Here is a 25,487-nt window from a genome sequence, read left to right on the forward strand (position 1 = left end):
CGGTTGGAGCGTAGCATATCAACACCATCCGTTCTACAATAGTTACCTATATTATACAACATTAACGCGGTGTCGTCTTAAACAAAATTAACATAAAATAGGCTGTCGAGACTTTCTCGACAGCCTGGATGTCTGCATAGAGCAGACATCTGGTTTATTTTCTAAATTAAGCTTGCGGAGATACCAGGATTTTAACCTGATTTTTCTCTTTCAGGAGTCCTTCAAAACCTTGCTCAATCACTTCTTCGAGCTTAATGCGTTTGGTAACCAGCTTGTCGGCTGGGAAATATCCTTTTTCCATCAGGCTGATAACAGCCGGGAATACATCACGGTAGCCGATAATACCCGTCAGATTGCGTTCCTTCATGACAATATTGTTCGGTTTAATCGGAGCTTCTTTTTCAAAAATGCTGACGATCATGATTTGTCCGCTGATTTTAGTAGATTCAATAGCTTGAGTCAGCACAGGAGGTACTCCAGTGACTTCATAGGCTACATCTACGCCACCGTTGGTCCGTTTGTGCAGCTCTTGCACCACATCATAAGTCTTAGGATCAAGCACAATAGCACCCAACTCTTCAGCTTTAGCTTTACGCTCCTCAGAAAGCTCTACTGCATAAATCTCAGATGCGCCCGAAGCTTTCAACGCTTCAATAACCAGCAATCCGATAGGACCAGCGCCAAATACTACAGCTTTATCGCCGACTTTCAGTTGGCTTTGACGAACAGCATACAAAGCAACGGCCGAAGGCTCTACCAATGCGCCTTGCTCGAAAGATACGCTTTCTGGAATTTTGTGAACCATGTGCTCGTCAGCTGCGACATATTCAGAAAATCCACCGCCGCCGCCTGCCAGACCGAGGAAGCCCATTTTATCGCAAAGATTATATTTGCCTTGTTTACATGCATCACATTCTCCACATGCAAAAACCGGTTCTACAACGACACGGTCGCCAACCTGAATCTTGGTTACACCTTCGCCGATTTCGACGACTTGTCCAGAGAATTCATGTCCCATTACGATCGGTGCTTTTTCGCCAGTCAATGGATGCTGAGCATCTTGGGGAATAAAGATTGGTCCTGCTACATATTCGTGAAGATCACTTCCGCAAATGCCACACCATTCTACTTTGATTTTTACTTTTCCTGCCAGAGCGGTGGGTTGCTCAATGTTTTCCAATCGTAAGTCTTTTACTCCATGCCATCTCAATGCTTGCATGTTTGTCATCTCCTTGAAGAATATATGATCATTGCCTCTATAAAAGTGAATGAATTAGGAAACGTTTCCGAAAAATAATATGTCACAAATTTTACACATTGTCAAACCAAATTCATACAAAAAGCACTTGATTTTTTTGTGAATATAATCACTTGTGACTACAGTGCTATATTCGGCTCGTTGCTTTTATACAAAGAGATTTTGTGGATTTTTCAGGTGAAGCAAAGACAAGAAGAAAACGACTTCAAATTTTTAGACACTCATTCTGTGGTATAATATCAGTATTAAGACTTTATTTTAGAAAGTCAGAAAACGATTCCGTTCTTGAAAGGATTTTGGGCGTGACAGATCAAAAGAAAGTAACCATAGAGGATGTAGCCAAGCGGGCAGGAGTCGGTATTGCGACTGTCTCCAGAGCTATTAACGATAGTGAGGGCATCAGCCCGAGAACGAAAGCCTTGATTTTGCAAGTGATTGAAGAGATGGGGTTTACGCCCAACACCTCGGCTCAGAGCTTGAAAGTGCGTCAGACACGACAAATCGCGCTGGCCGTGCCGGACATTCGTAACGCGATTATTCCAGAAATCGCTTGGTCCGTAGAGCAGGCCGCCAAGCAGCATGGTTACCGTGTCGTGCAAATCAATACCGCCGGGAATGCCAGAATGGAGCTTGAAACAGTTCGTGAGGTCAAGAAGCTACATGTCGACGGGCTCATCATTATGCCGCTGGCGTATCCGAAAATGTTGGTAGATCTGATTAACAAAGCTAGCGTTCCCGTGTCCATTATTAACTATGGCAAGAAGCTGGGCGAAGATGTCAAAGCGGATATCGTCAGTCTGGCCCGGCAAGAGGGAAGACTCGTGATGGAGCATTTGCTTAAAATCGGCAGAACAAGAATTGCCTATGCAGGCGCTGCGAAGGACAAAATCGAGGAAAGATACTTCGCTTATGAGCAGTCTCTCCAGCATGTGGACCCTTCACTCGTTTATTTTGGTGATGATTTCTCCTTTGAGACAGGGTTGCGTGCTGCCGATTATTTTTACAGCTTGAAACATATGCCGGATGCTATTTATGCGGTTAATGATATGGTGGCGATAGGGATCGTCAATCGATTTAAGGATTTGGGCGTAAAAGTGCCGGATGAGGTTGCTGTAGTTGGTATTGATAACAATCTGTGGGCTATGGTAACGACTCCTCAGATCAGCTCAGTTTCCATCATGGGGGAAGAGGTGGCACGATTGGCTGCGGAGCTGCTGCTCAAGCGGATTCAGGAACAGACACCTGGGGATTATGAGCGTGTGCAATTCGAGCCTCGTCTGATCGTGAGGGAATCGAGCGTCTCCGTGATCCGTAAGCCTACGGTGGGACGTGACGCGTAAAAGTCTAGATGGAATCTTCCTTTGTTAGATGGATGAACGGTTGCAGGCGTAGCAAGATAGGAGTGGATTTTGGGCAATTATAACGACCATTGTTTGTTCAGACAGGAGAGTGGATTCATGTTAAAAGGGAATGGGTTCGTTTCTGCAGCTTGTACTGCACTAATGCTGGCTGTAACCATAGGGTGTACTCCCCAGCCAGTGGGACAGGATGCTGAAACTGTGGCGCCGTCCGGAGCAAACCATGGGGAGTCTAAGCAAACTGCAGCCGATACGCAGCATACCCAGCAAAGTAAAGAGGAGCTTGTGCTGTCCTTTTATAAGGATTCTTCCCTCAGTGATGAAGCAAAAGTACGTCATATAACGGACCATTTAGCAGGAATCCAATGGGGAAAGATGAACGAAAACAATGAACATCAAAGCCTGGAAATGATCGAATATTTGTATAGGCAGCGAGCTTTTATTCCATTGGAAAGTTTTCCAAATCTGATCCGAGCTTCTGAAGGATTGGATGGAGCTTTAAGCGAAAGCTATGCTGCCCTTATGGGAGATTTGTTTACAAGAGACAGAACTGCGATGACTCGAGCATTGGCAAATATGGATAAAACCAACCGCACACAAGGTATAGGAAGCATCGGGTATGCTCTCAGCTATAGAGAACCCAAGGAAGTCAAGAAAGAGATTCAACAATGGCAGGCAGGACAAAAGCTTACTACGGCAGAGAAGGATGTCATTCGAGCTTTGTTCGTCAAGCTGGATAATCCGTATTAATGCATGTATAGAGGAAATATTGAACAGCCGCGTCTCTACCGGAGGAGCGGCTGTTTGTGCTGTTTTTTTACATCCTGCCATCTATGATGGGATAAGCGTTAGTAGGACCATTGGTTTCATATGTTCATCTAACAACGTGCTCAAGTGGTCTGGTGATCCTGATCCGAGCGCAAGCGTTTGATATCACTAATTGGAGGCAGGCCGAACAAGCGGGCGTATTCGCGGCTGAATTGTGAGGGACTCTCGTAACCTACCTGAAAACCTACATCTGCCGCATCCGCTGATTCGGATAACAACAGGCGGCGGGACTCTTGTAGACGTAATTGTTTTTGATATTGCATGGGGCTCATAGCCGTAACCTCTTTAAAATGACGATGTAGTGACGAAGGACTCATATTCGCTAGTTTGGACAATTCTTCAATACGCAACGGCTTATCATAATCCTGCTTAATCCGCTTTATGACTTCTGCAATTCGGTTGGAATGGCTGCCGATCATGACCAGTTGTTTTAAGGATTCCCCCTGATTACCTTGTAAAATCCTATACAGTATCTCACGAATGACTAATGGAGCAAGCACCGGAACATCTTGCGGGTTTTCCAAAAGATGCACTAGCCTTACCACGGCATCCAGCAGTAGTGAGTTGGTTTGACTTACATACAAGCCTCGTCTGGAATCAGGCATGGGGCTTGTGGGAAAAGCAGATTCCTTGATCAGGTCCAAAACCTGATGCGGATCAAAATTGAGCCGGAGGCACAAATAAGGAGCTTCTGATGACGCTTGGATGACCTGCCCCGAGATCGGCAAATCCACCGACACAACAAGGTAGTCGGATGTGCCGTAATGGTAGCTTTCCTCTGCGAGCATCACGACTTTTCTGCCTTGTGCCACAATACATAAGGCAGGTTCATGGACTTGATGTACCGGAACGGTTGTATTTGAACTTCGGACGAAGTGAAGCGAAGGTATGGCTGTAGTGAGAACTCCGTCCTGATTTGAAAATCGTTCTATAAGCCTTGCCAATTCGGCTTGTTTTTCCATGGTAGAACCCTCTATTTTGGTTGCCCCCATCTTGACACATCCCTTCTTTCAACGTAGCCCGTTTTCATTTTCAGTAGTTTATTACATATTAAGGGTCTTTGGAGGATTAGGCAATAATTTGCTCTGATTCTTCTACCAGCCCGATGGACATTCCTCTCATAATAAGATGCAGATACAACACCTAATGAGCAATTGAGAAAAAAATAGAAGTGCAAAGGAGTGGGAGTCATGGAGAGTAACAAAGCGGAAAAAAGTGTACACGCTTCGCAGCATCCCTGTATAGGGATGTGGGTAACTGAAGACGGAAATATCCGTCACGAACTCTTGCCTAATGGCCGTTATGATGAAGCACGGGGTCAGAGGAAAAGTGCCTACACAGGCAGCTATATCATCGTAGAAGATGACTATATCGAGTATGTGGACGACACCGGATTTACGGCAGATGGCGAATTTAAAGATGATGTCTTGTATCATGCAGGGATGGTTTTTTACAGGGAAGAGAAAAAGTAATCTATTTTATCTTTTTTCAGTGACATTTTAAACTAGAGGAGGAATAAGCATGTTGGATATTAAAGGGAAAGTCGTAGCTATTACGGGGGCAAGCAGTGGGATCGGTGAAGCTACTGCCCGTTTACTTGCTCGCCATGGGGCTCATGTGATATTAGGGGCCAGACGCACAGAGCGACTGGAGGCTCTGACATCCGAGGTTCGTTCTAAAGGTGGATCGGCTGATTATCAGCAACTGGATGTGACGAAGAGGGACCAGATGGAAGCGTTCATTAACTACGCGGAAAAAACATTTGGGCGTGTGGATGTCATTTTGAACAATGCGGGAGTGATGCCTCTTTCAAAATTAGAGGCCCTGAAGGTAGAGGAATGGGATCGCATGATTGATGTAAATATACGAGGCGTTCTGCATGGGATTGCGGCAGGGCTTCCGATTATGAAAAAGCAAGGATTTGGTCAGTTTATCAATATCGCCTCTATTGGCGCGTATAGTGTAACCCCGACTGCAGCGGTGTATTGCGCTACAAAGTATGCGGTTCGGGCGATCTCTGAAGGATTGCGCTTGGAGGTGGGGGGAGATATTCGCGTGACGTTGGTATCGCCGGGAGTAACCGAATCTGAGCTTGCTGACAGTATTTCAGATGAAGAGGCCCGGCAAGGAATGAAAGAGTATCGTCGTATTTCGATTTCGCCTGATGCCATAGCCCGTTCCATTCTGTATGCCATGGAGCAGCCAGCGGATGTAGATGTTAATGAAATTATTGTCAGACCCACGGCAAGCCTGAATTAATGCCATGGCATCCACGACGTTTCTCCCTCTATACTCAGTTTTTTTTTCCTCCATCCTTTATGGATGGGGGATTATTTATCGGATGAGAAAGACCATCATTCACACCTCAGAGTGTAAAAAAGCTGTACCTTTATAATAAACGGGTTTACTTTTACAAATGTTTGTGATAACTTTATTTCGACAAACATCGAAATTAAGACTGAAACAGAAGGGAGCCGAACAGGGTGAAAGATACAACGGAAATGCAACAAGCTGTAAAAATATATAAAGCACTTGGAGAACCAACTCGTCTCAAGATAGCACTTCTGCTAAAAGAGGAAAGTGGCCAATGCTGCTCTGTGCTGGGCGAGAAGCTGAACAGTGTAGCTATTTCAACGCTATCGCATCATCTGAAGCAAATGGCAGAGTCGGGGCTGCTCACATACCGTAAAGAGGGGACGTTTATCTATTACAGCTTGGATGTGGAAGCAGCGCAGAAATATGCCCCGTTCCTGATGACATAATTTTTTTAGTCTTAATTTCGATATTTGTAAAAATATAAAAACAATATAAGAAAAGAGGCGTTATTTAAAAATGCAGAGCACGTGGAAAGTGTATATTTTGGCCATTGTTAGTTTTTTGGTAGGCACATCCGAATACATTATCTCAGGCATTTTGGATCAGATTGCGACAACCATGGGGATTACGGTGTCCGCAGCGGGACAGTTGATTACAGTCTTTTCTCTTGCTTACGCGATTGGCACGCCGATTCTGATGGCAGTAACCGCTAAATGGGACAGACGCAAGCTGCTCCTGAGTTCGCTCGGATTATTTGCAGTAGCTAATGCCCTCTCCTTTATTCTGCCGGGTTTTGGAATGTTTATCGCCGCACGTATTCTTATGGCCCTCGGGGCGGGGATGGTTGTGGTTACAGCACTGAGCATTGCTGCGAAGATTGCTCCAGCCGGCAAGCAGGCCAGTTCTATTGCTACAGTTACTATGGGTTTTACAGCCTCGCTGATTATCGGGGTGCCGCTTGGAAGAATGATATCTTCTGCATATGGCTGGAAAACCGTATTTCTCGGCATCGCTTTGACAGCGATTATTGCTTTGATCGTTATCGCTATGACAATCCCTCGCTTAAAAGGAGATCAACCGATTCCCTTACTACAGCAATTTGCTCTTCTGAAGAAGCCTGAAGTTGCTTTGGGATTGGCGATTACCTTCTTTTGGGGAGGGGGATATTTCCTCGCGTATACTTACATTTCACCGTACTTGCTGAATGTATCAGGTGTAGGGGATAATATGCTAAGCTCAGTATTACTTGCCTTCGGGATTGCCAGCCTGATCGGGTCGAAAATCGGTGGATACAGCGCAGATAAAAAGGGTATTTCCTTTACATTATTCGGGGGCATGGTGTTGCATGTCTTTTCCTTGCTTTTACTTCCTGTCGCCGCTCATTCCCTGATCGCAGTATTTGCTTTATTGATCCTTTGGTCGTTCGCTGCCTGGACAACTGGACCTACTCAACAATATAACTTGGTCACTCTTGTGCCTGAATCTTCCGGTGTGATGCTGAGTCTCAATCAGTCTACGATGCAGCTTGCCATGGCGGCCGGAGCCGGGATCGGTGGTGTAGTTGTAGGTCAGGTTTCGCTGGCTTCCATCACCTGGTTTGGAGCAGCAGGGGTCGTTATAGCTATTGTGGCTGTATATTTACTTTCACGAAGATCCTCAGTCCACACGGAATTGGGTGTTACGGAGTAAAGCTTATAGATAAGTGAAAAGGAGGCCCAGTGATGAAGGTGACATTGTGGTCTTCTTTGATTTTGAATGAACAATAATATGCTCTCTTGCAGTAGGAGGACTTATTCAAACGTAATATCAGTGATTTTGCCGGCTTCCTTAAAGCCGATATTTTTATAAACTTGATTGGAAACCGATAGCTCGGATACCATTCCGCTGGCAAAACCTTTCTTTCGTAAATTAGGCGGGGTATACACAGCATTAATGCGAGCATGTCTCGGCGAGCGGTGAGCAATATTAGCCATGGACACAGGCATGTTATTTACAATCCAAAGATACAAATTTCCTGTCCCGATGGTCTTCTCCGCAACCGATATTTGACTAACCGGATCAATAAAACTACCTAAAGCTTCTTCTGAAAAACCAGCTAGAAACTGGGCAACTAATTGTACATCCTCTGGGATGGATTGTCGGATCATTCCCTCAACGCCCGAGGGCTTTTTATATTTAGGACAGAAATAAGATTCCATGACCATATGGGTATGTACCTGAGCAGCATGACGACGTTGTGCGTAAGCATTTGCGAACTTCTCGGCTGTTTCGGCATCACCACATACACCTGATAGGGTGGTTCCTTTTAAATAACGTAAGAGTTCTCCTATATAGGTCAATTTATGATTATCTGTGATTTGTTGTGAGATCCATAACCAGGCCTTATGTCCGGGTGATTGAGCAAAGACCATATTTTTATCGGACGTTTTGAGGCATGTTGATCCTTCTGACTCACAAATTCGATGGATCAAATGGTATCGAACTTCATCAGCCAAAAATAGATTTTGATTTAATATATCGTCGTTTGGGACTAGTTGCTCAATGATGACTCTGCCTCCTAATGAGCTGTGACCTAAGCACTTGTAAAGTGCTATGAAGCTATGAAGATTCGGTTGTTATATCTACTAGGATTTAAACTTCCGCGCTATACGCTTCTTATTTTTTTGTCGCCAAATCCATCTTTCGATAAAGTTTTTTTCTTTTCTTTCCTGAAGTGTTTCCTTCATACCCTTAATAAGAAATTCGGATCTTCGCTTGTCGTTTCTGCTAATTTCACGTAGTTCCTCAATAAATTTATCGTCCATGTCCGCATCTCCGTTAGTTCAGGATTTTCCAAATTGCTAAGCTAGATTATACAGAACATATGTTCCTTTTTCAAGTCTGCATCGCTCTATTCAATCACATAACCATTTTTAGATGGATGCTGCGAGGCCCGCGCCAATCGGATGGTGAGGCATAAGATAAGTTGAAAGGAGGAATTACAACATGGACAACAAAGCATATGTATCTCAAACGTATCCACGACTTACAGTTTACAACGAAGAAAATTTTCGGGGTTCCAGGAGAGTATTCAGAGGAAACCTAGGCATTCGTAATACCGATAACATTCTCGACGGCATCGAAAGTCTGCGTTTCTTTTCTACCAGCAGCAATGCTACACTGGTACTCTTTACAGGCACGCGGTTTAGAGGTAACTTCCGTGTGTTTAGAGGCAATCGCAGCATCGCCGACCTGGATGATCTGATTCGTGGGAATGATGTGGAATCTATTATCTCTACCAATCAACGTTTGACGTTGCAACAAATCCGTAATATCCGCAGTAGCGGTAGACTTCCATCTGGCTACCGAATCATCTAACGGCCTTATTTCGACTTCATAACCATTTTACAAGACTGTTTCAGGAGCTTGCAACTTTCGGGCTTTTGGGACAGTCTCTCTATTTGCACACGCGACCCACATATTTGAATGATGAGAGGAACTGTTTGGGAAAATGGGACCTTGTTAGTAGTCAACACCAACTCAATATTTATGAAAATAAATAAAGGAGGACATACGATATGCCCTCCTAATGACGTATATTGTATTTACTTCAGTTCCCAATTCGTTGCTTTGATCACGGCTGCATCTGCGTTCTTAAGATCTGTTTCGCCAGAAGCTAAGAGAGAACTCCATTGTTTCACACGATTCTTACCATTGGGAGGTTGGTTATAATCGTTGGTATCGACAACCAATGTACGCTTAGCATAGAAGCTAGTCATGAAATTCTTCTCATTCGTACTACTGCCTGAACGTGAGAGGATTCCTTCAAGACTACCTGAATCACCAGTAGCGCCTTGATTGAGTGCTGTGTCGACAAATGATCCAATCGTTAGAGCAGTATTAAATCCGCGTTTATGTGCTTGCTGTACACTATATTCGATATAGGTGTCATAGAACGTACGCCACATGGCTTCTCTCCAAGCTTCATTGTTTTGGAGAGCGTTGATCTTCTTCTTGATTACACTATCGCTATCGCTGAGCTTTAGAATCGAACCATTCATCTTCCCCTTTAGACCAGCACGTGTTAATCCACCTGCAATGGAAGGGTTGCTAGCTCCACTAGCAGCATCAAAAGCTTTAAATAAGTACGGGCCATCTGGTCCCGTATCATTTGAACCGCCTGTTGTTGCTCCAAAGATACCAATGGTGTACCCACGATTATCGCCGATATCTTCAGCATAGCCATAGAATTCAGTCCATTTCAAAGAATCTTGCTCTGGTTTGTTCACTAGCTTCATAATGTTATCCCACTGCTCACCGTCGAGTCCTGTATTAGCCTTCAGGAACTGAAGTGTTGAGGGTGAGAAATTAGCATTATGGTCAATAGCTGTAACCGCTGCTTGGCTAGTAGCTTCTTCGCTGGTAAGGGATAATGGCTGTATACTAGCTTCATTTGAGTTGTCGAAGCCCTCATTTAAATCGATCGTTTTCTGCACCGGAGTCCCATTCTCTTCAGCAAAAGCCTTGCTAGGTGAAGAGCCGGACAAGCTAGAGAAAGAAGCGACTACAGTAAAGCTTAGCAAGATCATAAGGAACTTTATTTTATACATATAACTCCTCCTATAAAATGTAATTGTGAAAGGCTAAAAGCGTAGATTTTCATCTAACTCGAATGGATTTAGCAAGAGTATAGATAAGAAGCATAGGATTGAATAGAGCTTAAATAACCGTTTTTTTCAAAAATTATGATTTATATGTGAATAAATGGACCAAGTTGTTCCTAGATTCCTACTGACCATAAGTGCAAGAATGAGGACGAAACAAAGATAGCCTCTTGATAAAATGAGTTACATCACATATCAGGAGGCTATATTTATGAACAAAATCCAGCAGTTTCATGCACTTCACACATTAGAGGAACTTTTATTTTTAGGGAACGCCTGGGATCTGCTATCTGCGGTGGCTCTGGAGAAAGCAGGTTTTAAGGCGATAGGTACGACGAGTTGGGGGATTGCCAATACGCTTGGATTTTCAGATGGAGAGCTTATTGATTTTGACCAGCACGTAAGTATTATTCGGACGATTGTTGAGCATGTTCAGATTCCAGTGTCGGCAGATATTGAAGCAGGATATGGAGAGGACACGGCAACGATTGTTGAGCATGTTTTAAGGGTAGCCGATGTGGGAGTTGCAGGGATTAATATTGAGGATTCTTTGAAAATGCAAAAGGGACTTCGAGAAGTGGGTCTGCACAGTAACCTATTGTCCAAAATTAGAGCGGCCTTGGATGTGCGTGGGTTTCAAGCGTTTTTTATAAACGCAAGAACGGATACATATTTGCAGATGAATGCTCCACTTTCAGAGACCATAGAGCGGGCCAAAGCGTATGTAGATAGTGGTGCGAGCGGAATTTTTGTTCCAGGATTAAAGCGTGATGAAGAGATCAGAGAAGTTGTGTTTCATATCCATGCTCCGCTTAATGTTTTATCCCTGCCGGGTCTGACGAATGTCCACCAGCTTCAGCAGTTAGGAGTTAAACGGTTTAGCTTTGGAAATGCATTTTCTGATAAGATAATAGTTGCTTTGCAAAAGAATGCAGAACAGTTGATAGAGCTACAAGATACATCACATTTATATGAGGATTTTGCAAAATCCTTGAGCTAGATGAATATGAACTATAGAAAGGACGGAGCATTCGATCATGGCTAACCTTAGTCTTTCTTTTGAAGAAATGTGGGAGAAAATTATAGCGTGTGATCGTAAGTATGACGGGTTGTTTTTTACCGCTGTGAAAACAACCCGCATATACTGCCGACCTTCCTGTCGATCCAAAAAGCCGAAGAAAATAAATGTAGAGTTTTATTTTGATTTGGACAAAGTGGAAAAGGCGGGTTTTCGTGCTTGCAAAAGATGCCAGCCCCATACAGACCATTCGCCGTATATCAGACTTGTGCAGAATGTGGTAACCTTCTTGGTTAATCATTACAAGGAAAAACTTGTATTGCAGGATATTGCGGACCATATCGGAATAAGCTCCTTTTACTTGGATCGGATCTTTAAACAGGAAACCGCCGAAACCCCGCGCACGTATTTGGAAAAAATAAGAGTAGATAAGGCAGCCTATCTTCTTAAAAGTACAAATCTTACGAATCTTGAGATTTGCTATGAGACGGGCTTCCAAAGTCCCTCCCATTTCTATAAGGCGTTTCGTAGCTTGAACCATTGTTCTCCTAGTGAGTATAGAAAGTTGAGTAGGGAATAGAAAAGGAAGGAGGTTGTATCCTTTTATGAGCGAACTATACGTAATGAAGTATGTATCGCCGATTGGAGAGGTAGAGATACAGGGCACAAATGAGGCTGTCTATTCTATTATGTTCTCTAATCGGAATGAGCCCTTAACGAGGGCTATAGAAGAGGTTCCAATCCAAGTATTAGCGGAATGCACTACCCAACTTGACGAGTATTTTAAAGGTGAGCGCTTTGAGTTTACGTTTCCTTATGCCTTTGAAGGTACGGATTTTCAGCAAAAAGTATGGAATGCGCTGGTGTCCGTGGGGTACGGTAAAACGACAGCTTATAAAGATATTGCTCTTGCTATTGGAAATGAAAAAGCGATCCGAGCCGTAGGCAGTGCTAATGGAAAAAATAAGCTGAGCATTGTGATTCCATGTCACCGAATTATCGGTTCCAATCAGAAACTAACGGGCTATGCAGGAGGGCTATGGAGAAAAGAATGGTTGCTCCAGCATGAGAAGCGTGGTCTGAGGTCCTAAGGAGGGTTCGTAGATGAGAGACATATATTTGAAAGAGTTTAAGCCGGAGAACTGGACAAATATGGTTCAGGTCTATCAGGAGTGGTATGCACAGGTAGATCCGGCTATAAGAGCAAAAGTGGCCAAAAGTAAAATTCCCAAGGAGATTCAGATTGTGCTGCTGCCCGATATGGGGGAGTATTTGCTGATTTGGATGGATCGAAAAGTCCCCGCACTCGGCAACGAAACACCGTCGGATTATTTGAAAAGCGAAGAAGGGACTAAAGCACTGAAGGCGGCTATATTACGTATGCCACGTTGAAGAAGCGGACCAAGGAGATACATATGAACATTGAACAGAGCGCGAATGATGGAAAAAGTGAGTTCCTATATCCATAACTGTAATCAGATGGAATGAACTTCATCTAACCCTATGCTATGATTTACCGACAAGAATATAGATTTAAAAGGGGAAATAAGAATGAAGCTCAAAAAAATGATGTTCCTACTTTCGTTTTTAACGATATTTGTAGGGTTGATCACTTTGTGCACAGAAAGTGTTCAGGCTGCCAATTCGACAGTATTCAAAGATGGAGATAAGCTTAAGCTTATTCTTGATGATGGTAATGGAGTAAACAGAGTGTTTAAATTTGATCTCCCGTTTACGATTAAGCCTGATACACCAATTCGTCTGTATAGCAACAACATTGAAATTCCTTCTGGTGACTTTACGATCGATTATGCCAACTCCACAATTACGATTGCGGATTCACGACCAGCACCTGGGCCAGGATCAGAAAATCATATAGAACTTCCTATAGCTATAACTATGAAAGGGACTGTGCAGTCAGTCGATGAATCTACAGTAACTCCACTTGCGGAGGAGCCGAAAGTAACGCAGCCTGAGGTGGAGACCAATATAAAAGAGATTCCCACTCCCAGTGAACCCAAAGTTGCTCAACCTGTGGATGAACCGAAAGTAATTGAACCGCAAGTAACCCAGCCGATCGAGGAGCCTAAAGTGGACCAAGCGGTTGATGAGTCACCGGAAATCCCTTTGTCTATCCCATCTGGAGAAAATTTTCCGGGTACATTTACAATCAACTCTTCAAGTACATCATTTTCAGTTCGTTTGAAGATGAAAAATATTCAACCCACGTACACTTCATATGTTATGGTCAAAAATGCGGATGCTCAATTAATTAAACGGATTCAGTTCGATCCGGAAACAACGTTTAGCTACCCTTTGAGTAACCTGAATTTATCTACAGGTGGATATTACTTTTATATCAAAATGATCGATCAGTCGGGAAATTCGGCAGCGTCTGTGCCCCAATTTGTTCCTATAAATAATAACAAGGCTCAGCAGGTTGAGGTGTTTATAGACGGTAAATTGCAACAATATGAGCAGCCTGCGACCTCTATTAGCGGAAGTATGCTGGTGCCATTTCGTGCCGTTTTTGAGGCGCTTGGGGCGAAAGTGAAGTGGGATGGAGCTACCAAGACCGTTACTGCAACCAAAGGAAATACAACGATCAAGTTAACTGTAGGCTCCAGGGATGCCTATATCAACGGAAAATTAGTGCGTCTCAATGCGGCGCCAAGACTCATTAACGGCAAAGTAATGGTTCCTATTCGCTTTGTAAGTGAGGCGCTGGGTGCGAAGGTAAAGTGGAATATTGCAGCTCAGAGCGTTGTGATTTTCCTTGCTCCACCGCAGGTTTTGACAACCAGCGAAAGTGAACAATTAATGGAGGAAAATGAAGATGCTTCCGCATCACAATCCAATCCAACGATTCTGAAAAAGATATCCACCACCTTCTCCAAATCTACGGATATTGTGTTCGTCATAGATGTTACGAGTAGTATGACAGGGACGCTGGATTATGTGAGACATAAGGTGAAAGGCTTTGTTGATTCCGTTCCAGCAGGTTCTCATTTTGCTGTCGTAGCATTTCGGGATATCAATCTGAAGGCAGATAAAGATTTAGAATTTTTGGAGTTTACGACCGATAAAAATAAGTTAAAAGGTAACTTGAATATGCTGCGCCCTTCCGCTGGCGGGGATTTGAAGGAATCGGGATTAGAGGCTATTCAGTTAGCTATAAGTAAATTTCCCAAAAATTCTAATTCCAAAACAATCATATTCATTACAGATGCACCAGTTCATGATAAGAATACAGCCCTGGGTAAAGCCCGTTTTTCTGTGGATGAAATCAACGAGCAATTACAGAAAAATGATGTTATTTTTAATGCAATCGTGCCTGCAAATGGACTAGCCAACAAACAAATGAAAAAGCTTGTAGATTCCAACGAAGGGACTTTGTATGATATCAAGGAGGCCAAGCTGAATTTAGCGAAGTAGGTTTGTCCAAACTCAAATAAAGCCGTTAAAGGGAGCCGATGCCAGGCTCCCTTTTGTTATCACAAGCGACCTGTGATGAAAGAGTTCTAATGGGCTGAAAGCTCACTCTCCGTCACCCATTTATGATTTTTGACAGGCTCTCCCCCTGTAGTCGGCGTATAGTCTACCATATATACGGTCGTTGGCTCGGCGGAATCAATGGTAGCCTTAGCCCCATCCATCCCCTTCATATGATCTGCTGCAAGGATAACCTCTGTGCCCGGTGCATAGGGCTCACTACTTGCATCCTTAATCTCTTCATGAATAACCCACTTATGATTATTCACTTTTTCTCCTCCAGTGGTTGGTGTATAGGAGACTGTATAAGCAGTAGTCGTATAAGCACCCGCAATCGTGGCCGTAGCCCCATTCATGCCGGCCATATGGTCAGCTCGTATAGTCGCTTGACTACCAACTTTGAAGGCTGGATTTTCAGCTTCTTTTAATCCGACAGGAAGCTCACTGGAAGTGGAATGGTTCATCTCCGATGTGTCGTGCTGTTGACTGCTGTTTGCCGTATGCTCCTGGTTCGGCGCGTTACTGTTCCCGCACCCACTCAAAATCATCATGACTGTACCAGCGAGCAAAGCCCATTGCATTCTCATATTTAATAGCTCCTTTAGGGTTTTATTTTCATATTCACTTATACCCCTAGGGGGTATAAGTGAAACGGAATAATATTACAAACTTGTGAAGTGTTTTTGCCTACAAGGGGATCGCCTGTGTGATCCCTTATTTGTTATGCAGAAGATGCGTAATTAAATGTTGTTGACAGTGAATAAAAAATCATTGTAATATCTATAAAACGCATCAAGTTACTTGGTATTTTGAGCGACTGTAAACATTCTAACTCACCAAAAGTAGATGATATCAAGGAGCAGGGGGAGACATCAAATGAAGAAACCATGGATTTCATTTATATTGCTGCTGGGAGCAGTCGTGCTTTTTATTTCAGGCTGCGGCAGCAACAATACGTCGGGCAACGCTGCGGGTGAAGAAAAGAAAACACTGCATATCAGCTTTAATCCTGGTCCATATAGCGATCAGTTTAAGAAAGGTGTGGCTCCATATTTGGAGAAGAAAGGATATAAGATTACATATAAAGAGTTTACAGACGGTGTTCAGCCCAATGTAGCCGTGGCTAAGGGGGATATTGATGCTAATGTATTCCAGCATTCGCTCTATCTGGATTCTATGAATAAGCGGGAGAATATTTATCTGATTGGTGCTGTGCAGGTCCCAACTCCTCCAATGGGATTGTACTCCAGCAAGCATACCAGCCTTGACGAAATCAGTGAGGGAGCCCAAATCAACCTGCCCAACGAGCCAGTCAATATGCTGCGTGCGCTGAATATTTTGAAGGAAGTAGGTTGGATTACGTTAAAGGACAATATCGATCCATTGCAAACCTCGGTGAACGACATCACCTCTAATCCGCATCATCTGCAATTTGTTGCTACCGATCCGGCACAGGGGCCACGTGTACTGAAGGATGTTGATTTTGCGGCTATACAAGGGAACTTTGCTGTATCGAATGGAATAAAGCTGACCTCGGCATTAAAGCTTGAAAATATGACAGATCCGTTCACGAACGTGGTCGCTGTGGACAGCAAGAACAAGGATAAGCCCTTCGTCAAAGACATTATTGAAGGATATCATTCAGATGAATTCCAAAAGTACATCCATTCGAACCCTGATTATGAAGGCTACAAGTTGCCAAGCTATTTCAAATAATATGGGGCATTATCTTCTGCGGGCTGACGTTGTCAGCCTGTATCTTATGGATAGAAGGTGGATATGAACGTGATTTTTTCATCCTCTGATTTCGTCAAGGCTCTGCCTGACAACTATTTTAGCGCAATAGATGACAAAGTGAATCTGTATAAAAGTAAAGGAATAGATGTAATTAATCTGGCAGCCGGCAACCCGGATCAGCCAACACCGGCGCATATTATCAGCGCTTTGAAGGAAGCGGTTGATCAACCGATCAATCAGGGCTATCCGCCTTTTCATGGAAAAAAAAGCACGCTGGAGGCTGTCGCCGCGTTCTATAAACGGGAGTATCAGGTGGAGCTGGATCCTGACCGGGAGATTGCCATATTCAACGGCTCAGCCATAGGCGTAATGGGGATTCCACAGGCGCTGCTGAATCCCGGTGATTGGTTATTGACCACCGATCCGGCATATCCCCAATATTATTCCGCTGCTGCGCTGGCAAGAGCCCATATTCATACGATTCCGCTTGATGAGAAGCTTGGTTTCTTGCCTGATTATACAACCGTGCCAGAGGAAATCGCAGAGCAGGTCAAATTGCTTATGATTAATTATCCGAACAATCCGACTGGAGCCGTAGCTACTGCAGATTTTCTGACGAAGACGCTGGATTATGCCGCTCGGTATCAGTTTCCAGTTATGAATGATTTTGCTTACGGTGCTCTTGGATTTGACGGGCATAAGCCGATTAGTTTATTGCAAATCCCCGGCGGCAAGGAGTATGGCGTCGAGACGTATACAGCTTCCAAAACGTATAACATGGCTGGATGGCGCTTCGGATTTGCGGTTGGAAATGCGTCCGTTATTGGTGCGCTCAAGCATTATCATACGCATGCCTACAGCACTGTTTTTGGCGCGGTACAGGATGCGGGAGCTGTCGCATTGCTGGGCACCCAGGAGCCAGTACAGGAGCTCGCGAAGTTATATGAGCGGCGCCGTAATGTTCTTATTGCAGCGTTACGAGGTATTGGCTGGGATGTAGCAGCTCCCCAAGGGTCTTTTTTTGCCTGGTTCAAGGTGCCGGAGGGGCATACATCGGCTTCCTTTGCAGACTTTTTATTGGACGGTGCGCACGTTGCGGTCGCTCCTGGAGAAGGCTTTGGTCGTGCAGGAGCTTCTTATGTGCGGGTCAGTCTGGTAAACAGTGAGGAAAGGCTGCTGGAGGCGGTGCAGCGTATCGCAGCGACGGGGGTTTTTCAAGTATAAGCCGGAATACAAGGAAGTTATTTTGCTGCAATCAGGAATTGGCAAAGCGAACGTTGCCTCGACTACGGCCCTGCTGATTGAGCGTTTTAGCCCAGAGCTTGTCATTAATACCGGGTCTGCGGGTGGGCTCGATCCAGCGCTGCTTGCTTTTGCGACAGAAGCGCTGGCGGAGACCAGGATTGAGGGGAAGATCGTCAAGGGTTTGATTACGACGGCAGACTCCTTTATCTCCCAGGCTGAGCGCGCCCATTTTATCCGTAGCCAGTTTGGTGTTCCATTTTTGGCTGCGGCCAATTCGGCCGCATTGGTTGTGGCTCTTGTAGCCGCATATGATAGAGACAAGCTTTGATATATTCAATGGCACTATTCAGGAACGTTTTTTCTTCGACTTGCCATGCTGGTTAATGAGAGTTCGAAGTTGTTTCCCGGCTTGGTTCAGCTCCATATCGTTCAACACATAGTCGGTGCTGACTTCCCAGGTGCTGTGGTCATTCAGATGAAAAATAAAGGCGGGAAAGCGAGGGCGCAGCCATTTGCGGATGGAGGCCCCTTCGAATTCGACTTTAGTGATTGCAGCCCACGGGACAGTTCGAATACCATCTGAAATGCTGTGCTCGTCAAAGATGAACAGGTAGGTATCCTTTCGAAGCGTTCTGCTCAAACAAACCACGAGATAGCTACCGAAAAAAGGAAGTCCGACAATGGCGGACGTAATAAAGAAGAAGATTTGTAGAGCTGAGATATCTTCGTCGATAAAAATGAGCAGCAGCAAAAACAGACAAATAAGCACAAACATCAAGCTGCCCATGGCTTTCCAAAATGCCAAAGATCTTCGATATACAATTTTATCCACGGAATACCGCCTCGTCGGGAACAAACGCCTGAATGAAATAAGTTATTCGTTCTCTCCAGTCAGCTTCGGTCACACTTTCAATTCGCAGACATGGAGTGGCCTGCATATTCAGTTCTGTATTTCTTACAATCCACACATCATTCTTTCCTTTAAGAACAAATAGCAGATTTGTAACAGAAGGACCATCTTCATCCGTATCCGTGTATACCATTTGGCTCAAATTATCAAGGCTACACTGATTACGATCAAAGTCCTCCCGCCAGTCTTGTATCATTTGTTGAGCCGACTCATGAAGCTTCCACGTTGCCATTTGCTGCATGGTGAAGTTGGATGAGGTTAACTCATTCCACTGTTCTTCGGTCAGATCGACGTATCGGCTGTGCGCATTGAAGTTCGGAGCAGACAGGCCGAACAGTTGATCAATGTCGTGATGCCAGTCTTCTGGAGAAGACCAGCGAAAGAAATGGAGTTCATTGTGACTGGAGAAATGATACAGAAAACGTTCATTTCCATGGTGTATCGTTAACGTATTTTGCTTATCTTGTTGCTCCTTAAAGCCACGTAGCATCTGACGACTTTGTACCAGATGAGCTAAAATTTCAACAATGAACGCATCAAATTCGAGCTGTTGTTGCTCGTCATCCCGTTGTTCCATCAAACCCTTGGATATCATGCTATGCGTTGCGGCATGAAAAAGTAGTTCCCAGCGATCTTCGGTTAGTTCCCCGTAATAAGATTGGAGCAGACCAGAAGCCATATCTTCTGCGCCCAATGCGGTCAAGGCAAAACCTAGCTCCTCAAGCGTTAAAATTACCGTTTGTTTGTCCATAGTCAGGCTCCTTCTCCATCTGTTAGGTGTGTATATTATTTAAATAATTTGCTGGCCCAGCGTATCCCTTTTTCCGCAAATTTGGCGACTTTTCCGCCTGCCCAGCTTCCCACTGTACCGCCGACGTATGCCCCGACGGCTGCGCCGACCGGACCACCGATAGCACCGCCTATGGACCCCAAAACGACAGCGCCGCCATAAGTTGCGGCGGTTTTAATCGCTACGTTAGAGGCAGATACAGCTACATCCGTTCCGGTAAGCTTGCCGCTTTTCCATTTTCCAGCCAGACTGATGCCCTCGCCCACAATATTCATGGTGGCATTAATAGGGTAGAGCTTTTTGGCAATCATACCGGGAATTTGGCGGGTGGCTATGCCGTAACGTCCTTTTTCCACCCCGGCGATGACGTTCCGTGTCCACTGAGGAAAGCTGTTGGCTTTGTTGAATCCGAGGCCGAGCTTACCCATTTGAAGCTTTCCAGCTAATCGATCAAAGCCCTTTAACCCCTTCATCACAATACCGGGTTTGGCGAATTGGCGGTTTAGGCTTTTGCCCAAATTACGCATAAAAGCATTGTTACCCTTGCCTTTCACCCATGCCGCATTATGTATAACCGCTCGAGTGGGATTCTTCAGACTTTTCTTGAATTCTACTGTTTTGGTGAGCACAAGTGTGGAAGCCAGACCGCTATAGATCGCTGTTCCGGCAAATCCTAGTTGCCCGCGCCATTTGTTGGCCTCTGACAGGCTGTTAATGGCTATATCTGCTGGATCGGGTCCTTTTTTCCCGGAAGTTGCCCCTTCGCTGTTGCTGATCTGTCCGCTGTGATCTCCTTTGGTAATCCCCGTGTCTGCTTGGGTATCTGTTTCCTTAAATTTTACTGCAATGGAACGCAGCTCTGTGCTGACAGAACTGACAGTTTGAGTGAAAGCATCCATTTGTCCACGCGCTTTATGAAAATCCTGATAAAAGCGCTGCTGTGTTGTTCCTGCCCAGCTATTTTCCAACATCTGAATATGCTGTGACAGTTGTCCGCAAATTTGTGCCCCCAGCTCACGTGCCTGTGCGAACTGCCTGGAAACCGCTTCTAGTTTCTCAGGAGGAACCATAATTTTAGCCATGATGTCCACCTCGGATGATTAAAATAATTACTTATATTTTAGTGAATCCAGTGGGGGTTAGCAAAAAAAGGAGGGGGTTTTAGTGAAAAATAAGTCATTTGTATGAGTTCATGAGGGTGCATAAGGGAGAATAGTAGGAGGTGTATGATCCGAAGTTCTTATAGTCATTCATAACGAAACGAAAAAAGCCACTCTTTTCAAATGGAGCTTTCCATTAGAAAGAGAGGCCTTCTTGCGTAGAGACTAATACATATTTCGCGTCGGTTTAATTACTTAACGGAATCTGCTTGGACAGCTTTTCAAACTGCTGCAAGTGAGGAGTGACCTTGGCAGTAATACCTTTGAGATACTTAATGGACGCTTGTCTTTGGCGTTCTTTGGTAGCAGTCTCTTCAGGGAACATGGAGTATTCCTTTTGGACAGAGCCATTTTTATAATTTACGGAGAAGAGGTCTCCTTTTTGCCACCTTTGGACCAGATCTTGATTACTGTGTAAGATATTTATTATTTCATTGCTATTTTTATAAGTGAAGCTGTAGTCTGGATCGGCCACAGCGTGGATCACTTGGTAGCCGTTCTGTAATCCATTGTTCTGAAAAGTACCTACCTGGATCTCGTTCGAACGTACGGTTTCATCCATTTGCGTCACTTTTTCAGTCTGCGTACCCTTGCCGCTCATCGTGTCATTGCTCCATGTTCCGTTGTATACGACTTTATGATTCTGTCCATCTGCATCCGTGTATTGATTTGTATATTTTCCGGTACCTGATCGCTTGCCATTCACAAAATCACCCGAATACTGCTTATATTCGCTCCATTTGATCGTACCACGTCCGTTAGGCTGCCCATTCTCGACCTCTCCATAGTAAGTAGTCTGACCGGATAGCTGAAGCAATTCCTTGGTTGCAGCCGCATTCGCCGCAGGTGTACTTACAGACAGCGCTCCAGATATCAGCGATGCGGACACCATAATAGGCAGTGATAGAGCCTTCCCTTTTTGCCAAAGTTTTTGCATCATGAGTTCTCCCCTTTCGAAGCTTTGAATTTCTAAAAGTTAAGTTCAACAACCCAGCACCGTTTTTATACTATTTTGTGCTTGGTGATTTATAGTTTAATATATATTGAGAATTATAGGAAACTGTAAAGTGAAAACAGCTAGTTAGGAGAGAGATTCATGAATTTACCCGAACATGGGAGTGAGGATGTATCGAGCATCCTTGCCGTGGAGTTGGAACTTGAGCCTGTCAAGACCATAAAAGGAATCCATCAAGTGGAGCCTGATGCTAATATCTATTGGCTGATTGATGTGGAATTTAGTGGTTTTACGTTGTCAGATGAGGATATTTTGCAATTGCTCAAAGGATATATCGTGTATGGGCATGTTCATGATTTACAGGTGTGGACTAGTGTGGGGCGCAGACCAGCAGGCGAATGCCATTTTGATAAAATTTGTGTTTGTATAGATATATTCGATAATGTAGAGATGCAGGTTTGTTTGGATGAAGCCAAGGTTGCAGACTTTATGAACACACTGCCAGCGCGTTTTCAGGAGAAGGGAACTGTTCATGTGCTTCCTCGAGAGGATGCTGCCCATGCACGTGCAAAAGCGGAAAAACTAAAAGCATTTACAGATCAGGAAGGTGAAAGGGAACACGCTGTCATGCTTAGGCTTGTAGCGGATCAAGGCCAATCTTACCGTGGAGCGGATATCTGGGATGTCATGCTGAGTCTCGGAATGGAGTGGGGAGATATGGACATTTTCCATGCGCACCATCACGGGACGGGAGGTTATGATGAACTATTTAGCGTACATACGGGAACCGAGCCTGGCTTTTTTTGGTTGAGTACACTCGCAGAGGATCGCTTTGCAGATTTAATTTTTAGTATGGATGGGGTGCGAACCGCGCAGCCGCAAACGGTGTTTGAGGCGATGTGGAAAAGTGCCGAATATGCACGCACCAGACTCGGCGGGACATTAGTGAATGAACAGGGTCTGCCAGCTGTGCCGGAAGATTATCTACATCAGATTCAAGAGATGGAAGATCGACTAAGAGAGTTTGGATTTAAAGCAGGCGAGGATGTTGTTCTGTTTCTATTCTAGATTAGAAAGGAGTGATTTCGTTGTCCAGCAACGCTATTGAAAAGCTAAGAACGATTCTAAAACGTAAAGCTACTATTTTTCATACAGGGGGTCGTAGACCGTCGGATTCCCTTGAACAAAGCTGGATTGGTAGAGTTACAGTGGCTTTGCCAACGGAGGAACGACCCATTGATGTACAGGGGAATGCTATGGCTCCGATCATGCAATTGTATTTGCCGGTCTTACCCTTTGTCCCTGAAGCTATGCGTAGCATCAAGCTGTTGACAGTCTTCCTGTCTCCCGATGTACTGGATCATGAGGACATGGAAGGGTATATGTGTATTCGTGAGTATACGTCGGTAGAGGATTTGGTCGAAAAAGATTTTGGTCCGTCATTTATGCAAATCAAAGCATTTCCGCTGTTCCCTGAACTCAAAGAGAATGATTATCCGGTCTGGGACGGTGATGACATCCCTGAGGAATACGGCGATGCCCTTAACCAAATGGACAAGGAGGAACCCGACTATTTTGAGGACATCGTAGAGGAAATATATGCGGTTCACAAAATCGGTGGCTATCCCAACTTTATTCAATCGGGCATTGACTTTGGCGAGGGCTATGAATTTGTATTTCAGATTGCTTCGGATGCCAAAGCTCAATTGAATATTGTGGATGGAGGCAGCTTTTATTTTGCCAAGCATCAGAATGACGGAGTCTGGCGGGGTTACTTTGATTTTTACTAATAGGCTCATTTAGAGAGCAGTCTGGAACCGATCGTTTTGTAGAGCATGGCAACCCTATATACTCGTAAGTTAGATACTATTGAAGTGGAGTGAAAAGATATGAATGTTTTAGGTCAGCTGGGATCTGCTATCCAGAGTAGTTTATTTATTCAATCCGAACTGAAGAAAGCTCATGCATTTATTCAGGAGCACGATCTGCCTGTAGAGCAGGTAGAACATGATTTTCACAAGCAGATCATCGTGCTGGAGCAATATACGGGAACTCGCGTTTTTCAGCGAGGGCTTGCTAAATACAAAGTAATCAATGTAATACTTATGATCATATCTGTGATCATATTGCTGGCAGCAGGCATCGTTGCGGCAATGGAATATTTACAACCCGAACGACATTTGCTGCAAGTGCTGGCGAATGCCATGTTTGACTATTGGGTTCCCTCTATTACTTTGCTCAGTGTTGTATTCGTGGGTGTGATCGTTCTCGCCATCGTTAGAACTGTTTATGCCAAACAATTACATACGCGCGTGCTAGATCGGGCCTGGCAGGCCATTTTCAATCATGTGGACAAATAAGGGCAGAGAGCAACTGTAGGAGTTTGGCATAATAGCTGAAGGAGTGGCAGCAATGAATGACTGGGAATCGGGAATCATTCAGGTCGATGGTGAGCGTGCGATTTACTCATCGTTAACGGAAGATCAGTTGTTAGAGGCCGACTGGTATTCGAAATATTTTCATTCTGTAAGAAAGCTAGGAAATGAGTATATCTGGTATCATTTCGATCAGCTTTCTTTGCTGCGTCGGCATTTTTTTGTGTCTGTATGCTTTAAGGATACCAGCCTAGTTGTCGTGGAGATTTCGCTCCAGGGCAATGAATTTCCAACTTCGTGGGATAATTGGTCTGAAGAAGGGGAGAGAAAGCGGCAAAGGGAGCATGATCGTTTGTTACAGCAACATTTGTCCGTAAAGCCAAGCTATCGTCAAACAAAGCCTTACCCCTATATGGAATATGAACTGAACTGGGGGAAAATCTCTTCTTATTTTGACCCCCGGTCGGGAAATACGGCCATTGCTTTTAAGTATAAAGATGAATAGTGATCTTACATAAAATACACGACAACCCTGCGCTTTGTGCTGGAGGTGAGGGTGTTGGATGAGTAAGGGAGATATGTTGTGGATAAAAAGGCGAAAAAAATACTGATGAACACATTCTGGTCCTCTAGCGGCTGGAAGCAGGAGCGGGGATCTTTTTCGGGTGAGGATTTTGAATATGCCAAAAGTAAGGGCTTGATGTTCGATCCGATCACCATTACACATAACGAGATTATAAACAGGCTGCATGAGCTGCACCAGCAAAAGGCTACAAAAGAACGAGTGGCAGCAGCATTTTTGCATAGTCTTTCCACGAAAAAGGTTCATTTACGAAGCGCCTTATCGAGCTGGGCATTAACCGCAGGGCTTCCTTTGCACACCTATGGGGAGCGGCCTGTCGTCCTGCCCAATTACAGTAGCTGTGGGGATTGTAATTTTAATAAAATGATGTCCGATAAGGAATACGTCAATAAAGATTTGAATGTACTAAATTTTGAACGAATCAAATGGGGCGGTATTCGTCTGAACTACCTTCTGTATTGCTGGATGGACCTTGAATTGTTCAGTCAAGAAGAGGATGTTCAGGTTTCCGATGAGGATCTAGCTATACTCCATAACATGCTCGAAGCTGTTCAGAACTGTGATGCTCAAAGCAGTGCACGTCAATTGGAAAAGCGCTGGAAGGATGTGTTCCCATCCAGCAAAAACGAGCGTGATGTCGTCATGGAGGTGTGGGGATATGCCGGACTGCTGGTCCCACAGGACACGCCTCGTAAACGACAGCACGGCAATCATGATTTTTATTCCGTAGCAGCCTGGCAAGGAGATGACGGATACTCGCAGGAGGCGTTGGACTATTTCTTTGGTACGTTTTTATAGAGAATGTGAATCGTTATGCAC

Annotated in this window: 29 protein-coding genes; 20 read left to right on the forward strand and 9 right to left on the reverse strand. The window is 44.5% G+C overall.

The window, feature by feature from the left end; genetic code table 11:
* Positions 1–166: 166 nt before the first annotated feature.
* Positions 167–1,219 (reverse strand): 2,3-butanediol dehydrogenase, encoded by a 1,053-nt coding sequence (locus ACWA2B_RS23825; protein WP_341071071.1) that lies wholly within the window; start codon positions 1,217–1,219, stop codon positions 167–169.
* A gap of 341 nt (positions 1,220–1,560) precedes the next feature.
* Between ACWA2B_RS23825 and ACWA2B_RS23830 the strand changes: the two genes are divergently transcribed.
* Together ACWA2B_RS23830 and ACWA2B_RS23835 are read left to right on the forward strand one after the other, a co-directional pair.
* Complete coding sequence (locus ACWA2B_RS23830; protein WP_013311372.1) at positions 1,561–2,598, forward strand: LacI family DNA-binding transcriptional regulator; 1,038 nt, start codon at positions 1,561–1,563, stop codon at positions 2,596–2,598.
* A 117-nt stretch (positions 2,599–2,715) separates the two neighbouring features.
* The gene (locus ACWA2B_RS23835) at positions 2,716–3,366 is read left to right on the forward strand and encodes a hypothetical protein (protein WP_449292675.1); all 651 of its coding nucleotides are present in this window, start codon (positions 2,716–2,718) and stop codon (positions 3,364–3,366) included.
* Positions 3,367–3,506: 140 nt separating this feature from the next.
* On the opposite strand, the gene ACWA2B_RS23840 is transcribed toward ACWA2B_RS23835, so the two are convergent.
* Positions 3,507–4,436 carry an AraC family transcriptional regulator gene (locus ACWA2B_RS23840; RefSeq protein WP_340886130.1) on the reverse strand — a complete coding sequence of 310 codons (930 nt, stop codon included), beginning with the start codon at positions 4,434–4,436 and terminating at the stop codon, positions 3,507–3,509.
* A 198-nt stretch (positions 4,437–4,634) separates the two neighbouring features.
* Here ACWA2B_RS23840 and ACWA2B_RS23845 point away from each other — a divergent pair, with 198 nt between their 5' ends.
* The 4 genes from ACWA2B_RS23845 (at position 4,635) to ACWA2B_RS23860 (ending at position 7,449) form a co-directional block, all read left to right on the forward strand.
* Positions 4,635–4,916: an Atu4866 domain-containing protein gene (locus ACWA2B_RS23845; RefSeq protein ID WP_340932842.1), complete on the forward strand. Its 282-nt coding sequence runs from the start codon at positions 4,635–4,637 to the stop codon at positions 4,914–4,916.
* 49 nt (positions 4,917–4,965) lie between these two features.
* Positions 4,966–5,703, forward strand: a complete 738-nt coding sequence (locus tag ACWA2B_RS23850) for an SDR family oxidoreductase (protein ID WP_341071069.1) — start codon at positions 4,966–4,968, stop codon at positions 5,701–5,703.
* A gap of 224 nt (positions 5,704–5,927) precedes the next feature.
* The gene (locus ACWA2B_RS23855; protein ID WP_029515545.1) at positions 5,928–6,206 is read left to right on the forward strand and encodes an ArsR/SmtB family transcription factor; all 279 of its coding nucleotides are present in this window, start codon (positions 5,928–5,930) and stop codon (positions 6,204–6,206) included.
* 70 nt (positions 6,207–6,276) lie between these two features.
* Positions 6,277–7,449, forward strand: coding sequence for an MFS transporter (locus ACWA2B_RS23860; RefSeq protein WP_341071068.1), 1,173 nt, complete (start codon positions 6,277–6,279; stop codon positions 7,447–7,449).
* A 101-nt stretch (positions 7,450–7,550) separates the two neighbouring features.
* On the opposite strand, the gene ACWA2B_RS23865 is transcribed toward ACWA2B_RS23860, so the two are convergent.
* Positions 7,551–8,231: a GNAT family N-acetyltransferase gene (locus ACWA2B_RS23865; protein ID WP_341071067.1), complete on the reverse strand. Its 681-nt coding sequence runs from the start codon at positions 8,229–8,231 to the stop codon at positions 7,551–7,553.
* A gap of 514 nt (positions 8,232–8,745) precedes the next feature.
* On the opposite strand from ACWA2B_RS23865, the gene ACWA2B_RS23870 reads away from it, so the two are divergent.
* Complete coding sequence (locus ACWA2B_RS23870) at positions 8,746–9,117, forward strand: hypothetical protein (protein WP_029515541.1); 372 nt, start codon at positions 8,746–8,748, stop codon at positions 9,115–9,117.
* Between the two features lie 227 nt (positions 9,118–9,344).
* Here the strand turns inward: ACWA2B_RS23870 and ACWA2B_RS23875 are convergent, their stop codons facing one another.
* Positions 9,345–10,328 carry a chitosanase gene (locus tag ACWA2B_RS23875; RefSeq protein ID WP_449292676.1) on the reverse strand — a complete coding sequence of 328 codons (984 nt, stop codon included), beginning with the start codon at positions 10,326–10,328 and terminating at the stop codon, positions 9,345–9,347.
* A gap of 286 nt (positions 10,329–10,614) precedes the next feature.
* Between ACWA2B_RS23875 and ACWA2B_RS23880 the strand changes: the two genes are divergently transcribed.
* From ACWA2B_RS23880 to ACWA2B_RS23900, 5 genes are all read left to right on the forward strand, one after another.
* A complete protein-coding gene (locus tag ACWA2B_RS23880) occupies positions 10,615–11,403 on the forward strand; it encodes an isocitrate lyase/PEP mutase family protein (protein ID WP_449292677.1) in 789 nt (262 codons plus the stop codon).
* Positions 11,404–11,440: 37 nt separating this feature from the next.
* Complete coding sequence (locus ACWA2B_RS23885) at positions 11,441–12,001, forward strand: bifunctional transcriptional activator/DNA repair enzyme AdaA (RefSeq protein ID WP_039274368.1); 561 nt, start codon at positions 11,441–11,443, stop codon at positions 11,999–12,001.
* Positions 12,002–12,026: 25 nt separating this feature from the next.
* Positions 12,027–12,512 carry a methylated-DNA--[protein]-cysteine S-methyltransferase gene (locus tag ACWA2B_RS23890; RefSeq protein ID WP_449292678.1) on the forward strand — a complete coding sequence of 162 codons (486 nt, stop codon included), beginning with the start codon at positions 12,027–12,029 and terminating at the stop codon, positions 12,510–12,512.
* Between the two features lie 13 nt (positions 12,513–12,525).
* Positions 12,526–12,813 (forward strand): antitoxin Xre/MbcA/ParS toxin-binding domain-containing protein, encoded by a 288-nt coding sequence (locus tag ACWA2B_RS23895; RefSeq protein ID WP_341071064.1) that lies wholly within the window; start codon positions 12,526–12,528, stop codon positions 12,811–12,813.
* 159 nt (positions 12,814–12,972) lie between these two features.
* Positions 12,973–14,856: a stalk domain-containing protein gene (locus ACWA2B_RS23900; RefSeq protein WP_449292679.1), complete on the forward strand. Its 1,884-nt coding sequence runs from the start codon at positions 12,973–12,975 to the stop codon at positions 14,854–14,856.
* 86 nt (positions 14,857–14,942) lie between these two features.
* Here the strand turns inward: ACWA2B_RS23900 and ACWA2B_RS23905 are convergent, their stop codons facing one another.
* On the reverse strand, positions 14,943–15,500 hold the full coding sequence (locus tag ACWA2B_RS23905; RefSeq protein ID WP_342425086.1) for a YdhK family protein: 558 nt from the start codon (positions 15,498–15,500) through the stop codon (positions 14,943–14,945).
* Positions 15,501–15,789: 289 nt separating this feature from the next.
* On the opposite strand from ACWA2B_RS23905, the gene ACWA2B_RS23910 reads away from it, so the two are divergent.
* The 3 genes from ACWA2B_RS23910 (at position 15,790) to ACWA2B_RS23920 (ending at position 18,223) form a co-directional block, all read left to right on the forward strand.
* Entirely contained in the window at positions 15,790–16,629 is an 840-nt protein-coding gene (locus ACWA2B_RS23910) for a MetQ/NlpA family ABC transporter substrate-binding protein (protein WP_449292680.1), read from the forward strand.
* Between the two features lie 69 nt (positions 16,630–16,698).
* On the forward strand, positions 16,699–17,874 hold the full coding sequence (locus tag ACWA2B_RS23915) for an aminotransferase class I/II-fold pyridoxal phosphate-dependent enzyme (RefSeq protein ID WP_341039758.1): 1,176 nt from the start codon (positions 16,699–16,701) through the stop codon (positions 17,872–17,874).
* A gap of 22 nt (positions 17,875–17,896) precedes the next feature.
* Entirely contained in the window at positions 17,897–18,223 is a 327-nt protein-coding gene (locus ACWA2B_RS23920; RefSeq protein ID WP_340886119.1) for a phosphorylase family protein, read from the forward strand.
* An 18-nt stretch (positions 18,224–18,241) separates the two neighbouring features.
* Here ACWA2B_RS23920 and ACWA2B_RS23925 read toward each other — a convergent pair whose 3' ends face one another.
* The 4 genes from ACWA2B_RS23925 to ACWA2B_RS23940 form a co-directional block, all read right to left on the reverse strand.
* Complete coding sequence (locus ACWA2B_RS23925) at positions 18,242–18,727, reverse strand: DUF5381 family protein (protein ID WP_029515531.1); 486 nt, start codon at positions 18,725–18,727, stop codon at positions 18,242–18,244.
* A complete protein-coding gene (locus tag ACWA2B_RS23930) occupies positions 18,720–19,556 on the reverse strand; it encodes a hypothetical protein (protein ID WP_029515530.1) in 837 nt (278 codons plus the stop codon). The genes ACWA2B_RS23925 and ACWA2B_RS23930 overlap by 8 nt, the downstream gene beginning before the upstream one ends.
* Positions 19,557–19,591: 35 nt before the next feature.
* Complete coding sequence (locus ACWA2B_RS23935; protein ID WP_241113381.1) at positions 19,592–20,677, reverse strand: WXG100 family type VII secretion target; 1,086 nt, start codon at positions 20,675–20,677, stop codon at positions 19,592–19,594.
* 265 nt (positions 20,678–20,942) lie between these two features.
* The gene (locus tag ACWA2B_RS23940; RefSeq protein WP_340933950.1) at positions 20,943–21,692 is read right to left on the reverse strand and encodes a hypothetical protein; all 750 of its coding nucleotides are present in this window, start codon (positions 21,690–21,692) and stop codon (positions 20,943–20,945) included.
* A gap of 159 nt (positions 21,693–21,851) precedes the next feature.
* Between ACWA2B_RS23940 and ACWA2B_RS23945 the strand changes: the two genes are divergently transcribed.
* From ACWA2B_RS23945 to ACWA2B_RS23965, 5 genes are all read left to right on the forward strand, one after another.
* Entirely contained in the window at positions 21,852–22,778 is a 927-nt protein-coding gene (locus tag ACWA2B_RS23945) for a cell division protein ZipA C-terminal FtsZ-binding domain-containing protein (protein ID WP_449292681.1), read from the forward strand.
* 11 nt (positions 22,779–22,789) lie between these two features.
* On the forward strand, positions 22,790–23,500 hold the full coding sequence (locus tag ACWA2B_RS23950; protein ID WP_449292682.1) for a DUF1963 domain-containing protein: 711 nt from the start codon (positions 22,790–22,792) through the stop codon (positions 23,498–23,500).
* 99 nt (positions 23,501–23,599) lie between these two features.
* Entirely contained in the window at positions 23,600–24,070 is a 471-nt protein-coding gene (locus ACWA2B_RS23955; RefSeq protein ID WP_039274393.1) for a DUF6097 family protein, read from the forward strand.
* 52 nt (positions 24,071–24,122) lie between these two features.
* Positions 24,123–24,590, forward strand: a complete 468-nt coding sequence (locus tag ACWA2B_RS23960) for a hypothetical protein (RefSeq protein WP_340932829.1) — start codon at positions 24,123–24,125, stop codon at positions 24,588–24,590.
* A gap of 78 nt (positions 24,591–24,668) precedes the next feature.
* Positions 24,669–25,466, forward strand: a complete 798-nt coding sequence (locus ACWA2B_RS23965) for a hypothetical protein (protein WP_029515523.1) — start codon at positions 24,669–24,671, stop codon at positions 25,464–25,466.
* The last annotated feature ends 21 nt before the right edge of the window (positions 25,467–25,487 follow it).

This window comes from Paenibacillus sp. CMM36 (assembly GCF_053570945.1).